Genomic DNA, 18,217 nt, shown 5'->3' on the forward strand with positions numbered 1-18,217 from the left:
CCTTCCCTGCCTATAATAAGTCGATGTGAGCCGTAGCACTCACTAATCGTCCGCTTGTCTGTCTCGTCCGGCCAGTTCGTCCGAAGCGGTGACCGCATCTATGGCGGTGTCAGGTGCGACCGAATCAGGCGCGAACGCGGCTGTCTCGTAGGCCTCTGTGACGGTACGCAGCTGCGTCTGATCGACGGTAGTGTCGTCTTTTTGTTGGCGGTAGAACTCCCAGTGAGTCGCTGTCGCATCGCTTTCGGATAGCCCTAGCCGCGAGCGCATCGCCGCGTACGCAATCCGGACGGCGTCGTCCGGTTCGCCGGCTGAAAGCGCCGTCCGCGCACGGTCGAACGCGGTGTCCTCGGGGGTTGTGTCTCCGCTCGCGTCGGTGCCCGTCTCCGCTCCCTCCGCCGCGGCACTGCTCGGCGTCGTCGAGTCCGGTGAGACGTTATCCGCCGATTCGGCGACCAGTCCCAACTGCGATCCGAACCGTCGCCCCCAGGCTCGGCCGGATCGGCTACCAATCACGAGCAGTACACCCACGACGATGAGCCCCCCGACGAGAAACAGCCTGACCCCAACGTTTTCTGCGACCCCAACGTCCTCCGTGACCCCGTCGACTTCACTGGTGTCGCTCGCACCGTTTGACTGCGGTCGCGTCACTTGCCGCGTGACAGCAGCCCCTTCGAGATTGCTCCCGGCGCCGTCGAAACTCGCAGTGACAGCCGCCGACTCGCCACGTTCGATATCGTTCGGCACGGATAGCGTCTCGCGATATCTGCCGTCGCCGTCAGTAACAATCCGTCCTGCTTCTGCTCCGGCAACCGTGATCACTACCTCCTGAGCCGCGAGTACCCTCCCATCGTCGGTGGTTAGCCTCCCGGTCACGGCCACGGCGCCTTCATCAGCTGCCGTGGCGTTTAGTGACAGTCTCGTCGGCGTAGAGCGGACTGCGAGAGAGTCCGTGGCTGCTGATCGCTCGACTGCCGCGTCGCGACGGTCGATCGCGACCTCGAGGTCGACCTCACCGGTCATCACGTTTGCGGGCAGGGCGCTCCCGACCTCGACTTGGCCATCTGGGCCGGTTTTAGCTGTGGCGAGTCGTCGACCAGCGACTGAGAGTTCGACCGGAATCCCCCCGATCGCACCCGCTGGCGCACCGGTCACCCGTACCGTTGCGTTGGCGCGGACGGGTTGACTGAAGGCCGTTGTCTCGGTTGCCTCGGTAATCGTCACTGAGGTATTCGCTTGTCCTGCGATCGCAATCGGAACCGTGCGAATCGCCGGCAGATATCGGTCGCTTCCCGCCGGCTCGTACGTCACAGTCAGGTTCGATGCCGAGGTCGCGGCCAACAGCGGCCGATACGTCGTGGCGAACGTCCCGTTCCGATCGGTACGTGTGATGAGGGTGTCCGCGCCGACCCGCACTCGTATTGGTCCGTTCGCGATCGGCGTGCCGTTCGCCGTTGTCAGTCGGCCGGAAACCATCGCCGGATCGCTTACCGAGACGGCCGTCCGGTTCGTCTCGGCGACGAGGCGTGTCGCCGTGAACTCCCGCTGCTCAATCAGGGCCGCCGCTTCGCCAACCTGTAGTTGTGCGTCTTCAATCGCCTGTTGAGCCGTCTCGAAATCAATCTCAGTTTCGTTCCCCAGTGCCTCATACTGCTGGTTGAGTTCGGTCGCAGTCTGATTGAGTTCTGCGGCTCCCGCTAACAGCTCGCGGGCCAACTCGCGGCGTCGCTCCTCGTTGCCTGCCTCGACCGCCTGTTCGTACTCGGCGCGTGTCGCATCTAGCTCTTCGATGGTCTCTATCACCGACCGCTGCTGCTCGCGCGTGAGATTGAACCGCTCTGCGAGCGCCTCTTCATCGAGGTCACTGGCGACCTCGGCGTACTGGTCGAGGAGGTCGCCGTACTCCTCGTCTAAGGGTGCGCGACCCCGCTCGTACTCACCCGCGCTGATCGCGAGCGCGCTCTCGGTCAGCCGGTCGCCGAGACGCGACGTGAGATATGTCGCGACGCGCCGGTCATTCCCATCCTCGCGAATCTTGTCCGGATTCTCGTGTGGGACAGTCGCGTTCCCCGTCGCCGAGCCGTTCGCGGTAACGTTCGATCCGGGGATCGTTCCGTCGGCACTGCCAGCTGTCGCGCCCACGCCGCCAGAGACCGCGGCGACGAGCACGACGGCAGCGATCAACGCGCCGAGGTAACCTGTCCGTGCGGACACAGGTCTACTCTACGGGCGGTAGTTAAATCGTTTGTTGGTGTCGGCGGCCGCCGTGCCGTCGCCGAAGCCAAGTTTCAATGCGGTCGGGGAGTATCTTCGCCCGATGAACGTCACTGGGCGCTGGTGGGCGACTGCCGGGATCGGTGTCGTCCTCGTCGCGCTCGGCATCGCGGCCGGTCGACCGGTCGCCCTGCTCGGTGCGGCGGGCATCGGCGCGTGGCTTCTCGGTGCCGGCGTCGCGTCCAGTCGCCTGACACGGCGTCTCGTCGATGACCTGACTGTTGAGTACGACCTCACGACTAACGCGCTGGTCGTCGACGCGACTGCGACCGCAACCGTGACGATCGAGCGGCCACCTGCGGCGACCGTTACTTCGGTAACGGCCCGTGTGGCGACCCCTCCGGGCGTCGACGGTGCGGAGACAATGCGCCCGCTTACATTGAAGCCGGAAGCCACTCGCGCCGAGACGACCGGCTCGCTTACATTTCCGACTGTGGGTCGCTTCGAGTTTCCATCGCCGACCGTTGATGTCGACGGCCCGTTTGGGCTGTACCGGACTCGACTGGCGTTCGGCGGCGCACCGACGGTGACGGTGACGCCGCGAACGCCGGACATCCATGTCGGGCAGGGCGGCGAGAAGCTCCGCAGCGCGTACGGGGAACACCAGTCCGACCGCCCCGGGCCGGGCGTGACAACCCGCGAGCTCAGGCAGTACGTCCCCGGAGACGATATTCAACGAATTGACTGGCACGCGACAGCACGGTTGGCCGAGACGTATGTCCGGGAGACGGAAGGTGAAACGGACCGACAGACGCTCCTCGTCGTCGATCGCCGGCGCTCGATGGCGGTCGGGCGAGACGGTGAGCGGCCGCTGGACTATGCCCGCGAGGTCGGCATCGGGATCACGCGTGCGGCGATTGCCCGAGACGACCCGATTGGTCTCTGGACGGTCGGAGCGGGTGGCCCGACCACGTCGGTCGCCCCCGGCGCTACCACCCGGGTGTACGCCCGTGTACAAACGCTCCTCTACGGACTGACTCCTGCCGAGAGCGACGGCTCCCGAGACGCGTATCCCGCAGATCGCGCACAGACGCTCGCCGATCGTCTCAACAGCGACTCGAGCCGATTCGCTCGTACGCTTTCGCCGTACGTGAACACTCCCGGTTCGTACGCGTCACTGCTCCGAGAGGAGCCACTCGTCGGTGCAGTCGAGCGGATCCGCAACCGCAGCGGTCGGGAGGGACTCATCGTGCTTGTCACCACCGACGCGCAGCCGACCGAACTCCGAGAGGCGGTGAAGACCGCGATCCGGGGGGGTGGCCGGGTGCTGGTGTTTCTCCTGCCGGAGTCGCTCTTCGAACCGGCCGGGATGAGTGACCTCGACGCCGCATACGAGCGGTACCGCAGCTTCGAACGGCTACGTCGCGAGCTGGACCGGCATCCGCGCGTGACTGCGTTCGAGCTCGCTCCGGACAGTCGACTGAACGCGGTACTCGAACACCGCCGCACGGCTCAGGAGGTCTCACAGTGACGCGTCAGACGGTCGACGACCGGCAGCCGAGATCGTGGGACGACCCGCTGTCGTTCGTCGCTCGCGACCTCGGCGGCCTCGCCGCGCTGGTCCTCGTTGCCGCAACGCTGCTGGCGACAGGCTCCACTCGCGAGGCGCTCGTCGCGCTTCCGTTCCTCTTGGCGGCGGTCCTCACACCGTCGACGGTCGCGTTCGCCGCCGGACAGCTTGCCGTGCTTCCGGTGCTGTCCGTCGAGAACGTCGTCGCGCAGGCAGTCGCACAGGTTGCGCTGCTCGTCGTGCTCACCGAACCCGCACGGACGCGCGACATCCTCTACGCCGCCGGTGTCACGCTCGTCGCTACCGTCGGACTCGTGGCTCTGCTCGCCGCCAGCCTCCGCTACGGCCTCGTCGTTACGGGCGGGTTGTTGTGCCTTACCGTCGCCTGCGGGACGTACCTCACTCGCCGGCTAACGCTAGTCCGGCTCGGGCTTATTTCGGACGACGAGAGCCCCGACGCGTCGACGCGTGTCGCCGACAGGACAGACACGTCACTCACCACTGACCGCTCCGCAGACCGGTCTCTCACCGAGGCGAAAGAATGAATTCCGGGTCCCGAGAAGCCGACACCACCGCGATGGATGAGACGGGAGACGCGAAAGCGACCGACGGCACGCGCACCGCCGAAACGGGTGCGCCGGTCGGCGCGGCGTCGACGGCCGGATCGGCATCGTCGGCCGACCTTCGGACGAGAGTGGCCGTACTCGAGGCCGAGAACCAACAGCTCCGCGACGAGTACACGCGTGCGAAGCAGGCCGCGTATCGGCGAACGGCGCTCGGACTGTTCGGTGTCGGCGCCGTTGCCCTGATCGGCGGCGGCCTCTTTCCCGACGCTCGATCGGTGCTGTTCGCCCTTGGCGGGACAGGCATGTTCGCCGGCCTGTTGACGTACGTTCTCACGCCCGAACGCTTCGTCACGGCTCGGGTCGGCGCACGCGTCTACCAAGCACTCCGCGCCGACCGCGATGCGATGCTGAGCGAGCTTGGCATCGGGGGCGATCTCGTGTACGTGCCCGCGGACGGTGTCCGCGCGTTCGTCCCCAGACACGACGGAGCACCGCTTCCAGACAGCGCGGAGCTGATCGATCCGTTCGTTGTGCCCGAGGAGCCGGAGCGCGGCGGCGTGACGTTTCACCCTACCGGAGAGCCGCTGTTCGAAGAGTTCGAGGCGAGCCGGCCGCAGTCGGTCGACGCGACGCCGCACGCGATCGCTCCCGTCCTCGCTGACGCTCTCGTCGAACTGTTCGAGCTTGCCGATGGCGTCGATCACGACGTTGACACGGAGACGGATCGTGTCACGTTCGAGGTCGTTGGCGTTGGGCTCGGTGACCCGACAGGGATTGACCACCCAATCCCGTCATTCCTCGCCGTGGGGCTCGCCCGGACGCTCGATGCGGCGGTCCGCGTTGAGGTACGTGCGGACCCACTGACGATCACCTGTCGGTATAACCGCGACTGGTCTCGTGCTTCCGGCGAGACGGCTGTAGACGAAAGCACGGATCCCGATAGGGTCCCGACGGACACCACCGACGCGACATGAGTTTGCGCGCTTCAAGAGAGGCGTGGGCGTCACGGAACTCGAGAAACGCCGTGGTTCAGTAACCAAGGACGCGCTCACAACCATCGTAATCCAAGCCCGAGCGGAGCAGGCCTCGTGAGAGCGCGACGACTACTCTTGATTGTCTTTGACCGACCCGCCGTCGGCGGCCTGTGGGTGGCCGTCACTCACTTCTCCGAATGATGCGTCCGCGCTCGGCGGCTCGACGCTGTCGACCACCGCTCGGACGATCTCGGTCACGGAGCGGTCCGAGAGTTCCGCGTCTGTGGTCCGGATAACGCGGTGAACGAGGACCGGCTCCGCGAGCGCTTTCACGTCGTCGGGGATCACGTACGAACGGCCGTGAATCGCTGCGCGTGCCTTGCTTCCGGCAAGGAACGCGAGCGAGGCACGCGGGGAGCCGCCGTAGCGGAGCGCCGACGTGGTTCGCGTCTCATGAACGATATCGAGGACGTACTCTTTGACTGAGTCTGACACAAAGACGGCTGTGACGGCCTCTTTCGCGGTCTGGATATCGCTCGCGTCGATAGCTTGAGTCACATCATCGGCGGTGAGTGCCGGCGCTTCGTCGAACCGGTCGATCACTGTCCGCTCGTCGGCGCGGTCGGGGGTATCAATCGTATATTTAACCTGGAAGCGGTCGCGTTGGGCCTCGGGGAGTTCGAACACGCCCTCCATCTCGATCGGGTTCTGGGTGGCGACGACCATGAACGGCTGCGGGAGCGCCAGCGTTTCCCCCTCGATCGTCACTGTCGACTCTTCCATTGCCTCCAACAGCGCGCTCTGCGTTTTCGGCGTCGCCCGGTTGATCTCGTCGGCCACGACGAGGTTCGCGAACACCGGTCCCTTCCGAAGGGTGAACTCGCCAGTCGCCTGCTGGTAGACGTTTGTGCCGGAGATATCCGCCGGCACCATGTCCGGTGTCATCTGAATCCGGCTGTACGACAGCCCGGTCGCGCGACTGAAGGCGTTCGCGATCGTCGTCTTCGCGACTCCGGGAACGCCTTCAAGCAGGACATGCCCGTCGGTGAGCAGCGCGATTGTGAGTCCCTCGAGGACCACTTCGTTACCGACGACCACGTCGCTCGTCGCCTCACGAATCGCCTCGTACACCGCCGCCGGACTACTCATCTACATCATCTCGATTCTGATCAAACAAAACATCTGTCATTATACTCCGCAGGCGTGCCTCGCTCCACTCCGGATACCGCTCTCGGAGCGTGTCAAGAATCGCCGCTTCATCGACGGGGCGGGAGTCGTTCACTCCGCTACGGAGCCACGTCGGGAGTCGGCGTCGCTGTTCCGGCGAAAGCACCCATGAGAGGGGCCACTGAAGCGCGACCGCGAGTCTCGTGAAGAGCCACGCGCGTCCCCAGACGATGCCAATACCGAGCGCCCCACCCCCAAGCTGGAGTGCCGTCGATGAGTTGAATCGGAGCGCGGCGACAGCGAGCGGTGGCTGTTCGCCGGCGTGTGAGTAGTCCAACAGCGCGCGGTCGTGGGCGTCGAAGACCGCCGTTGCGAACGCCGTGTTGTCCGGCTGTGATAGCATCGCGTTGATGAACAGACTCGGATCGCCGATGGCGATGACCCGTCCCTCGCCGACGGATTCGGTAGTCACGACCGCGTACGCGCCCAACTCGTCGCCGGTCGACAGACTGCCGGTCCCGTTTCGATCGAGGTACGCGAACGGTGACGTGGTGGCGACGACCGTCGCGTTCCCCGCGTCGATCGCGGTGCCCCTGTTCAGCGTCAATCGGTCGACGCCTCTGGTGTAGCGCGTCTCGCTGACGTTCGTTGCCACCGGAAGCGACGGCGCTCGGTAATAGTGTCGCTCGTCTCGAAGCGCCGTCCGATTAAACCGTGCGCTTGCGCCCACACCGTCGAGGAGTGCGTTTCCGGCCGGTCCGAAGTCGTCCGCAATCACGAGCGTTCCGCCGGCTGTAACGAACTCCCGGACGCGCCGCGCGTCTTCCTCGCTGTACGGAGCCGTCGGTGCGAGGACGACGGCAACCGTCTCGTTGGCGCCGCCTCGCTCGTATGGGTCCGCGTCAAGCACGACCCGACTGTCCGTTTGCTGATCCGCGAGATCCCGGAAGTCGCTCGTCCCGTCCCACGCAACGTTGTACGCGCCGAACGCCGCGCCACTCGTGCTTGCTGCGACGATGAGCGCGAGACCGACGGCCGCCGCCAGCGCGTACAACACGATCCGTGGCGTCGACGGGAGCCGCATTTACAGGACCCCCTCCGGGAGGATCTCGAGGATCCGTCTGACGACGATGTAGCCGAATCCCGCGAGGCCGGCGAGAACGACGGGTATCAGCCGCCGTCGCCAGCGCGGCGTCACGTTGAACGGCGCGGTTAGCTCGACGACGACCAGCAGCCCGATGAGCGAGAGCACGAAGAAGAGCTCGAGTTCCAGCGAGTCGAGCAGCGTCAGGATCACCGTCGCCCCGAGCATCCACGCGACGACGCCGTAAATGAACCGCCGCCGTCTCCCGACAGACATTGTGGAACAGTTTGTGTAACTAAATATCAATGCTGTGGTGCGTCCGCCCGTGGCGACCGATCAGTGTTCCGGCGATCGAGTTGTTTTTGTCCGTCGTCTCTTTTGAGTGACGTATGGCAGATCGGCGGGAGTTTTGGCTGGTCATCCCCGGTCCGGTTCGCCGGCTTCCTGCCGATCTCGCAGCGACGACGCTCGTCACGCTCGCAACGTTAATTACGATTTTTGTCCCAGTAATCAACGAGACGCCGCTGCGAGTGCTTTTCGGGCTGGGGTTCGTGCTGTTTCTTCCCGGCTACGCGTTCATTGCGGCGCTGTTTCCGGAAGCTGGTGGCTCCCCCACGGCGACCGAGACTGCCGACCCCGAGCGATCCGGGCCCGAGTCGGAAGACAGACCGGCTCCCGTTCCGGGGACCGAGGCGGCGGACGCCCAACCGGCCACCGACTCGGGCGGGGGTGACCCCGGAGCGACCGCGGCCGACCGCTCGGGGATCGACGGGATCGAGCGCGTCGCGCTCTCGTTCGGCCTCTCGATCGCGGTCGTGCCGCTCATCGGGCTCATATTGAACTTCACGCCGTGGGGGATCCGGCTGGTGCCGGTGGTGACCGCGGTCGCCGGGTTCACCCTCAGCTGCGTCGCGGTCGCCGCGCGTCGGCGGTGGGCGCTTCCGCCCGACGAGCGGTTCGCCGTCCCGTACCGCGAGTGGCTCGCCGCCGCCGAGAGCGAGCTGTTCGAGCCGGACGATCGGACCGACGCCGCGCTCAACGTCGTCCTCGCCGTCTCCGTGCTGCTCGCCGTGGCGAGCGTCGGCTACGCGGTCGCCGTCCCGCCCCAAGGCGAGCAGTTCTCGGAGTTCTACCTGCTCACTGAGACGCCCGATGGCGAGCTGGTCGCCGACGACTATCCGGAGACGCTGGCCGTCAACGACACCGCCGAGCTGATCGTCGGTATCGGGAACAACGAGTACGAGCCGACGGAGTACCACGTCGTGGTCCAGCTACAGGAGGTCGAGACGGTCAACAACTCCACGACGGTACTCGAACGGACCGAACTCGATCGGTTCGACGCGACCGTCGAACACAACGAGACCCACCGCGAGCGGCACACGCTTCGGCCGACGCGCGCGGGTGAGAACCTCCGGGTACAGTACCTCCTCTATCGCGATTCCGTTCCGGAAGATCCGACGACCGAGAACGCGTACCGCGAACTTCACCTCTGGATCGACGTCGAGAGCAACTGAGGCGATCTCTCCGCGGCGACTCCAGCAGGCGGCTTGGTTCGCCGGACGATGCCGGAGGTGACGAACTGGAGCAGTCGACCCGAGGAAACCCCCACGGGCGGTTCCACCGACTGGCTCCGCGTTCTATTCGATGTGTGAACAGTTCTCTCGCCACGAAGTTTTATTATACTGTAATTACCATGCCGATAGAAACATGCTGCAGGCAGGGGAGCGGGACGTTCTGTGTGGAGACCGCCGCACAGGCGTTGATTTGGGTGGTGCGGCTGGAAGCCAGCATAGTGCGGAGAAGAGTACGCTTGAGGGGTGCGGACTGTTTCACATCCCGACCACGGGAGGGACCCTTCGACCGTGGATGACGCGGGGCGGCGCGCTTCGAGCGGGGGTGCGTCGATGACGAATCGGCGCGAGCAGGCGTGGGCGATCTTTTTTGCGGTGGTGATGGTGCTCTCGATGGTCGCCGGCAGCGTCGCCTTCGGTGGACTTGCTGCGGCGACGGAGGGGGCAACTGAGAGCACTACTGCCGATAGTCTGAACGCCAACACTGCCCACAGTAACCCCACGACCAGCACCGATACCACTTCAGAGGCGACTCGGGATCTCGCGTCGAATGCCGACAGCGAACCTCGAAAAAACGACACCGAACGGAGCCTCGGGTTCTCCGCCACGTCGGACGGATCCGATGGCGGGAGTCTTTCGACCGCTGACAGCGACGACTCGTACACTGGGGACACGCGTGTCTCGGTGACCGCCATCCCAACGGGCGCCTCCTTCGAGGCCAACGGGACGATGGAAATCTTCGTCGGCGCGTTCAACGACACTGATCCGCCGAGTGTCATCGCGGGCGAGTCGCTGAACGTGACGGTCGAGGCACCGGACGGAACCGCCGAGGAGTTCACCGCGACGACCGGCGAGGACGGTCGCGCGAGCGTCGAGTACGACCTCGAGGACGCGCCCTCCGGCACCTACGAAGTAACCGTCGACCGAGCGAACGGAGAGGCATCGGCCACGATCAACCCCGTCGTCGGTCCGCGGATCCAGCCGGCGGAACGGGAGTTCGAGAACGTTCCGACCGGCGAGGAGAGCGACCTCGATTTCCTCGTTCGAAACGGTGAGTTCGGCCAGGCGAACGAGTCGGTGACCGTTACGATCACCGCACCGAACGGGACAGTTATCGATGAACGACTGGCCGAGACGGACGCTGACGGCTTCCTTACCGTCCCGGTGACCCCCCGAGAGCCAGGCCGGTATGAGGCCACGGCGGAACTCGACCGAACGGGAGCAACCACAACACATGGCGTGCGAGCGAGGGAACTGGTCTTCCGGTCGAGCTTGTTCGATCTACAAAACGCTCTCGCCGACGAACGCTCCTCCTACGGCGGCTACCTGATCGACGGGAACGGCCCAGTGGCGAACACCGAGGTCATCGTGGAGTTCACGCCCGACGGCAACGACACCGTGATCGCGAACGAAACGGCGGTGACTGGTGAAAACGGATTCTTCTCCGTCGATTACGTGCCGGAGGACGTGGACTCGCTCGATGTCGACATCCGAACGACGGACGGGACACAAATCCTCGAAAACGACTATCTCAATGTCGAAGACCCGACACCGGGAGACGACGAGACTGACGATGGCGACGCTCCGAGCGACGGCTCGGTCGAGCTGTCAGTGGAGCCGCGAAGCTACACCGTTGAGCCGGGATCGAATCTCACCTTCGACGTTGAGGCGACCCAGAACGGGTCCGCGATCGCGAACGAGGCGGTCACCGTCTTCGCTCGGGTAGATTACAACGGGGTCCCGCTGGCGGATCGGACCGTCACAACGAACGAGACCGGGAACGCGGTCGTGTCGATTCCGACAACCAACGCTATCGACGGCGCGAATATCGACGGCAGCGCGACGATGACACACGACGGCACGACAGTCTCAGAGTCGCTGTTCGCCGATATCCAGAAGTACGAGATCGACCTCGAAGGTGGATATGGCTCGGTAGCCGGGGAAACGACCGAGTTCCGCGGTGAAGCCGAACGGACCGGGGACGGTAGCGGCGCTGGAGACGTTCCGATCCAGTACAACGCGCTGGAGAACGGTGACGACGTGGACTCGTACGCGACCGGGGAGATCGTGACAAACGAGACCGGTACCGGCGCAGAGACGGTCTCCGTTCCGCGCGATATCGCGCCGTACAACGCCTACACGTCCGCGAACCGGTACGACGATCCGGGCGGATATATAGTGAACGTGTTTGACCTGCCCGGCTCGGTAGAAGTCGTGGGTGACTCCGTCGTCGCCCCGGGCGAGAACGTGACGCTGAATTTCACCACGCCCGACGGCACTGAGGCCTCCGGACTCGCGTTCGCTGGCTTCGAACACGAGAACCCCGACACGTTCGCCGAAGGGAACGGTATCGGTCGGATCTCGACAAACGCCGATGGAGAGATTCCCGTCCCGGAGTACGCCGCGAACGATAGCTTCGTGAGTGCCACCGTATGGGCGGCCGACGATGACGGGAATTTCTACACCGCTGACGCCGATTTCGAGGTCGTCGGTAACGGCACGGAAGGGCCCGACGACGGTCCCGATGGTGGCGGTGGAGCCGGGGGCGGTCCGTTCGTGAACGCGACCGCCTCGTCCGTCTCACCGACCTCGGTCGAAAGCGGTGCGACGGAGTCGTACGAGGTGGAGGTCGTCGTTGAGAACACGACCCTCGCCAACGACTCCGGCGAGGTCGACGTTCGATTCGACGGGTTTTCTCTCGGAGGTACTTCGGACGGGGACACGAACGAGACCGAAGACGACCTGACGATCGACTACAGCGCCGACGACGTGACGAACGGGACGCTCGCCGTCTCCGGAACCGTCTCGGCCACCGCGCCGAACACGTCGGGTGAGCGGACCGTCGCGGTCACCGACCTGCGCCTGGACACGGACACCGACGAGGAGTATCTGATCGCAGACGCGAACGCTACCATCGGCGGGATCGAGGTCCTCGCGGACGACGCCGGCCCGGTCGACGTAGCCCTGAGCGAGCTGGCTGGCAACGGAACCGAGGACGCTCCGTACGTCGTCACGAACGCCTCCGAGCTACGGACGATTGAGGACGATCTCGACGCGAACTACACGCTTGGTAACGATATTGACGCGTCATCCACTAGCGAGTGGCACAACGGCAGTGGATTCCGCCCGATCGGGACTAGTGGCTCCTTCGACGGGACGCTGGAGGGCGCGGGCCACGCGATCACCGGTCTCCACGTCGATCGTCCCGAGACGGACTTCATGGGGCTCTTCCGGTTTGTCAGTGGTTCGGTTCACGACCTGACCCTCGACTCGGTCTCGATCCGCGGCGATATCCGGACCGGTGGTCTCGCCGGGCGGAATACTGGGACAATCGAGAACGCCTCTGTGTCCGGTTCAGTGAACGGTCGGACCGATATCGGTGGCCTCGTCGGCTTCAACGCGGGCACGATCGATGGGTCGTCGACGAGCGTTCAAGTGGAGGGGAGCGAAGGGACGATCGGTGGCCTCGTCGGATTGAACTACCCGGGCGGCCGAATTTCCGATTCGTCGGCCAGTGGCACGGTCCGTGGAACCGCGAACGTCGGTGGGCTCGTCGGCTTCAACGACGCCGAGATCACACGTACGGTGGCAACGGTCGACGTCAACGGCACTGATCGAGTTGGCGGGCTCGTCGGACTGACCCAAGGCACCGTTCGATACGCAACTGCTGACAGTAGCGTGAACGGATCCGCTGGGGTCGGTGGACTCGCTGGAACCGTCGGTGGCCAGGGGACGATTGAGTACGCGTCGGCGAGCAGCACCGTCACCGGATCGACGCGTGTCGGTGGACTCGTCGGTGAGAACGGCAACGTTGTCCGACAGACGTTCGCGACCGGAACCGTAGCCGACTCTTCCGACTCAGGTGGGCTCGTCGGCAACAACACGAAATATCGCGACACCGGAACGGTCACCAGTTCCTACTGGGACGAGGAATCGACCGGTCAGGCCACCTCCGCCGGGAACGGGACCGGCCTGACGACGGCACAGATGACTGGCACGGCTGCGGCCGACAACATGACCGGGCTCGACTTCGAGACCGTTTGGCAAGTCGACCTCGAGGGATACCCGACGTTGGTCTGGCAGGGCGAGTCGGAACGCATCTCCATCCCGTTCGAGGCGACGTTCGACGAGGGCCTTGAGGGGTGGACGGTCAACCACCGGTTCCGCACCGGCGACGAGCGTGATGGCTCCCCAACCCCCGGCGACGGCGGCTTCTCGACCGAGTACGGTGGGAGCGTCCGGCTACACGTCGACGGTGGGCCGAGCACGATCGGCGTGGCCCGCAACGCAACCGGGCTCTCGAACGGGACTCGGATCACGGCCCGGTACGAGTCGAGTACGTTCGCGAGTGAGCCGGGCAACATCCGGCTGCTGCTATATCCGCCGGGCAACTACAATCAGAACGAGATACAGCTCGCAAACGAGGGCGACCCGGACGGGGTCCTCTCGGGGACCGTCCCGCGTGATCTTCCTGCTGGCACGCAGGTCCGGGTCGGAGCCGCTGTCTGGCCCGGCGAGTACACGATCTACGTGACGAACATCACGGCGACCGAACCGCCGGAATCGATCGATCTCTCGCTCGCCGACGACGCGATCGACAACGAGTCTGAAACGTCGCTGACGGTGAACGCGACGCTGTCGAACGGCACGGTCACCGACGTCACCGACGCGGCAGAGCTGCGCTCTGGGGACGAGACCGTCGCGAGCGTGGCCGACGACGGGACCGTCACGGCGGAAGGTGTCGGTACTACAACGCTGAACGCGACGTATCGAGGCGAAAGCGCCAACGGAACCATCGTTGTGGAACAGAACGCCACGGATCCGGTTCCCGACTCCGCCGATTTCAACGTCGATATCGATGAAAACGCTACTGACGACAGCGTTGGGCCGGATGGGGATCTACAGGCGGTTGCGACCGTCACGAACGACGGTGACACGGCTGCCACTCAGTCGATCGCGGCTATCGTCGAGAACGAGACCGCGAGCATAAGCGCGGCACCCACGAGCGTCTCTCTCAATCGCGATGAGACCGCGACTATCGAATTCGGCTTTAATGCCGTCGACCTTGCCCCCGGAAATTACACCCTCTTCGTCAGCTCTGAAAACGACAGCGACGCGCTTCCAGTGGAGGTCGTTGATTCTCCCGCGCGCTTCGGAATTGTGGACGCCGAGTATCCGGATGTCGTTGAAGAAAACGAGTCACTCGAAGTGAATGGATCGATTACCAACACCGGCGGTGTCGAGGAGGCCCAGACTGTCGGTCTCTACGTCGAGGGTGAACTCGTCGACGAGACGACGCTCACGCTCGGCCCGGACGAGACGGAGTCAGTGACGCTCACGTCCGATCACAACGGAACGCACTCGACGCAGCTCGACGTCTATCTTGCCACCGAAGACGAGGAAGATTACCGTTGGGTCGTCGAGGTCTACGACGCCGACGAACTGACCAAACCAGATCCGGAGAACGTGCGTTGGACTGTCGGTGACAACCGTTCGACCAGCGGTCAGGAGGGGGAGCAGATACTCGAACAGAACGGGACGCTGTTCACAACGTACCCAACCGACGACTACGAGAACTCTACGCTCGTCGCGCTCGATCCGACGACCGGTGAGGTCATCTGGGAACAGCGCCGCGAGGGCTATCTCACCGTCGCCGGGGTTGATGACGGCATCCTGATCGCTGAAGGCGAAGACACGTTGATCGGCTACGATCCGGCCACCGGTGATACCCGTTGGACTGTCGAGTCAGAATACATTTACACTGCGGCGAGCGACGCGGTCGATCGACAGCTCGCGTACGGCACCATCTACGCCGATGCTGACGATCGGTTGCTCGGAATCGACGTCGACACCGGTGACGTGACGATGAACGTCTCCAACCTGAGCGTGCGTGATCTCCATCGGACGCACGACACGGTGTACGCGACCGAAAGCGATGATCGGCTGTACGCGCTCTCGCTCGACGGCGACGTGCGGTGGAGTGTACCGCTCGACGACTACGGCGGGGAGATATCCCACGCGAACGACGGAACGATCGCCGTTGAAGTCGGTCAGGAAGTCGTCATCTACCAGACTGGGTCCCCCGGAACGAGCGCGCGTCGGATCCATGAAGACGACTTGGGTGGATATCTGAGCGATGTTACGGCGCTTGATGACGGCTACTTGATCTCCGTGGATTACGGTAACGGTGTGGGAGGGTTAACCCGCGTCAACGCGACCGGAGAGCCGACGCACGTCGGAAACGTTTCCGGCGGCTGGGTGAACTTCCACGACATGGATACCGGGCTGTATGCCGTCGGGACTGAGTTCGTTCGTCTCGACGCGTCGACCGGCGAGCAGCGCTGGAGCGTCGACGACGCTATCGAGGGCTACCAGCTCAACGACGATCGTGGATACCTCGCAACCGTTCGATCCGATGAGGACCCGGTTCGCACGGCGGTCGTGTACGACGCGGTCGGGGGGACATCGACCGACGTGTACGGGACCCCCCACTGGATCGCCGGTAACACGCTTGTTGATGATGTCGCGTACGTGACGGAGGAGGGAACGACGAGGGCGATTCAGGTACCCGCACTCGACGCGACGGACATCGCATTCGCCGTTAGCGATATCTCTGTTACCAACGAGTCGACCTCCGGTAGCGAAGCTGTCACAGTCACTGCGACGGTCACCAACACCGGTAACCGGCCGACAGTCCGGAACGTAGGACTCGACGTCCGGACAGGGTCTGAAGAGTCCTACTTTGTCGACTCGAGGCCGGTCACCCTCGACGCGAACGCCTCGACGGAGGTGACTTTCGAGGGAGTGCCGATCGACGCCGACGCGACGACGAATTCGGTTACCATTTCGACCGACCGTCGCAGTGAGACGGTGCCCGTTGATGACACAGCGACCGACCGCGCCGAATTCGCGGTAACCAGCGTGAACGCCCCGGCCAGTGCGAGCGTCGACGCGGCGCTCACGTACACGGCCGATATCACGAACACTGGTGAGGCGAATGGAACGCAAACGGTCTCTGCGAGCTTTGCTGACGAGGTTGTCACGTCACGCTCGGTCACGCTCGCGCCCGGTGAGAGTCGATCCGTCGCGTTCACCGCGACGCCAGACAGTCCGGGCGTCATCACCGCCGCGGTGTCTACGGCGGACGACGACGCTGCGGCGACCGTCGACGTGGTCAACCAAGAGTTCGTTACCGGGTACAGCACCGGCGACCCGCACATCACGACCTTCGACGGGGTGTCGTACGACTTCATGGCGGCCGGTGACTTCGTGCTGGCTCAGGAGCCGCGCGGCGACCTCCTCGTCGCGGCGCGTCAGTCCCCCGTCAGCGATTCGGTGTCGAACAACAACGCTACCGGAACCGTCGTCGGGAATTCCAGCGTCGTGATCGACGCTGAGGCGAACGTGCCGGTCTCGATCGACGGAGAGCCGATCTCCATCACGGACGGCGAAACGGTTTCGGTGGACAACGGTACGGGTGAGATCCGTCGACAGGCGAACACCTACACAGTCTATTACGCTGGCGACGACGACGAAGTCACCGCGACCGACGAACACCTCACGGCGACTGTCGCGGGTGACCGACTCGACCTCGCGCTCTCGCTACACCCCGACCGCGAAAATAACGTCGAGGGGCTGTTGGGCAACGTCGATGGTAACCAGTCGAACGACGTCGCCTTCGAGAACGGGACCGCGCTCGACCGGCCGCTGAATCCCGACCGGCTGTACGACGGGTTCCGCGACGACTGGCGAGTAACCGGCGACGAGAGTCCCTTCGAGTCGACGTACTTCGTCGAGACGTTCCCGGAAAGCGTCGTGACCGTCGCCGACCTCTCCGAAACGGAGCGCGATCGTGCTGAGGACGCCCTTGCGGACACGTGTCTCGGGCCGGGAACCCCCCAGTACGAGGACGCGCTCATCGACGTGGCGCTGACCGGCGACTCGTCGTACATCAGTTCGGCCTGCCGGGTCTCCGACGAGAACGTGACGGACGGCGATGACGCCTCGCCGACCACGGTCAGCGTCGTCCCGGACCGCGAGACTGTCGCCGCCAACGAGACGATGACGGTCGACATCCGTGTCGACACGTCCGTGAATATTACTGGGTCCGAGTTCGTCTTCGAGTACGACTCGGCGGTGTTCGCGGTCGAGTCGGTCGAGTACGGGTCCTTCCTGGAACGCGACGGAGGTGAGACGACATCCATCCAGCCGATCGTCGACGAGGGGTCCGGCTCCGTCGAACTCGGCGAGGCGAGACAAAGTTCCGACGGCGTCTCCGGGGAGGGAACACTCGCTACGGTGACGTTGCGGGCGAGCGCCGACGTCGACGAGCCAGTTTCGACCGACCTCGCGGTGGCCGACGCGACACTCACCGACGAACGCAACGAGGCGGTGTCCGTGCGGACCGACTCCACGACAGTCGATGTCACCGACACGCTTGCGCCGGACGTGAACGCGACGGTGCTGACGGAGACCGTCTACGCCAACTCGACCGTCGACGTTCGGGTCAACACGTCGCAACCGATCTCCGACGCGCAACTATCGAATGCGACGATCGACGCAGACGCGCCGGTCGTCGACCGCGAGGTCGTCGGCAACGACAGTGCGATCTACACGCTCGAGTTTAACGAATCGACGTGGAACGGAGGATCGGACGGCGACTACGCCCGGACGAACATCACCGCGACCGTGGTCACCGAGAGCGGTGGTTCGAGTACCGGAAACGCCGCTACGACTGTTCGTGAACCTGGCGACGTGACTGGAGACGGACGCGTCGACCTATTTGACCTCCGGTTCCTGGCGCTCGCGTACGACTCTACCCGCGGCGACGCCGAGTACGCCGCCGACGCTGACCTGACCAACGACGGAGAGGTGGGCATCGCCGATCTCACGGTACTCGGCCAGAACTGGCGGACCGAGGCGTGGACTGATGACGGCACGACTCGCTCGACGGCTGATCTCGCCGAGAGCGTATCATCGCTTCGCGACGAGCCCGGCTCAGATGGTGTCTCCACCACGGAAACCGACGAAGTGAGGGCAATCGATGTGTAGCGACCGACCGACTAATCCGC

Annotated in this window: 9 protein-coding genes; 5 read left to right on the forward strand and 4 right to left on the reverse strand. The window is 64.5% G+C overall.

Translation table 11 applies throughout. The features are described from left to right. Window positions 1-42 precede the first annotated feature (42 nt). Entirely contained in the window at window positions 43-2,214 is a 2,172-nt protein-coding gene (locus tag ABNG04_RS08555; protein WP_371161752.1) for an AAA family ATPase, read from the reverse strand. Between the two features lie 103 nt (window positions 2,215-2,317). Between ABNG04_RS08555 and ABNG04_RS08560 the strand changes: the two genes are divergently transcribed. Genes ABNG04_RS08560 through ABNG04_RS08570 form a run of 3 tightly spaced genes read left to right on the forward strand, consistent with a single transcriptional unit; the run spans window position 2,318 to window position 5,324 of the window. Continuing rightward, window positions 2,318-3,745: a DUF58 domain-containing protein gene (locus tag ABNG04_RS08560; protein ID WP_371161754.1), complete on the forward strand. Its 1,428-nt coding sequence runs from the start codon at window positions 2,318-2,320 to the stop codon at window positions 3,743-3,745. Then, a complete protein-coding gene (locus tag ABNG04_RS08565; protein WP_371161756.1) occupies window positions 3,742-4,329 on the forward strand; it encodes a DUF8163 family membrane protein in 588 nt (195 codons plus the stop codon). The genes ABNG04_RS08560 and ABNG04_RS08565 overlap by 4 nt, the downstream gene beginning before the upstream one ends. Continuing rightward, window positions 4,326-5,324 (forward strand): DUF7982 domain-containing protein, encoded by a 999-nt coding sequence (locus ABNG04_RS08570; RefSeq protein WP_371161757.1) that lies wholly within the window; start codon window positions 4,326-4,328, stop codon window positions 5,322-5,324. The genes ABNG04_RS08565 and ABNG04_RS08570 overlap by 4 nt, the downstream gene beginning before the upstream one ends. Before the next feature lie 129 nt (window positions 5,325-5,453). Here the strand turns inward: ABNG04_RS08570 and ABNG04_RS08575 are convergent, their stop codons facing one another. The 3 genes from ABNG04_RS08575 to ABNG04_RS08585 are packed head-to-tail and all read right to left on the reverse strand — an operon-like array spanning window position 5,454 to window position 7,851. Beyond that, the gene (locus ABNG04_RS08575; RefSeq protein ID WP_371161758.1) at window positions 5,454-6,473 is read right to left on the reverse strand and encodes an AAA family ATPase; all 1,020 of its coding nucleotides are present in this window, start codon (window positions 6,471-6,473) and stop codon (window positions 5,454-5,456) included. Next, window positions 6,466-7,575 carry a DUF4350 domain-containing protein gene (locus ABNG04_RS08580; protein WP_371161760.1) on the reverse strand — a complete coding sequence of 370 codons (1,110 nt, stop codon included), beginning with the start codon at window positions 7,573-7,575 and terminating at the stop codon, window positions 6,466-6,468. The genes ABNG04_RS08575 and ABNG04_RS08580 overlap by 8 nt, the downstream gene beginning before the upstream one ends. Continuing rightward, window positions 7,576-7,851: a DUF8044 family membrane protein gene (locus ABNG04_RS08585; protein ID WP_371161762.1), complete on the reverse strand. Its 276-nt coding sequence runs from the start codon at window positions 7,849-7,851 to the stop codon at window positions 7,576-7,578. 113 nt (window positions 7,852-7,964) lie between these two features. Between ABNG04_RS08585 and ABNG04_RS08590 the strand changes: the two genes are divergently transcribed. Then, window positions 7,965-9,089, forward strand: a complete 1,125-nt coding sequence (locus ABNG04_RS08590) for a DUF8471 domain-containing protein (RefSeq protein ID WP_371161764.1) — start codon at window positions 7,965-7,967, stop codon at window positions 9,087-9,089. Between the two features lie 390 nt (window positions 9,090-9,479). Next, window positions 9,480-18,197, forward strand: coding sequence for an outer membrane protein assembly factor BamB family protein (locus ABNG04_RS08595; protein WP_371161765.1), 8,718 nt, complete (start codon window positions 9,480-9,482; stop codon window positions 18,195-18,197). Window positions 18,198-18,217: the final 20 nt, after the last annotated feature.

The organism is Halorubrum miltondacostae, from assembly GCF_041379815.1.
In the GTDB taxonomy this organism is placed as follows: domain Archaea; phylum Halobacteriota; class Halobacteria; order Halobacteriales; family Haloferacaceae; genus Halorubrum; species Halorubrum miltondacostae.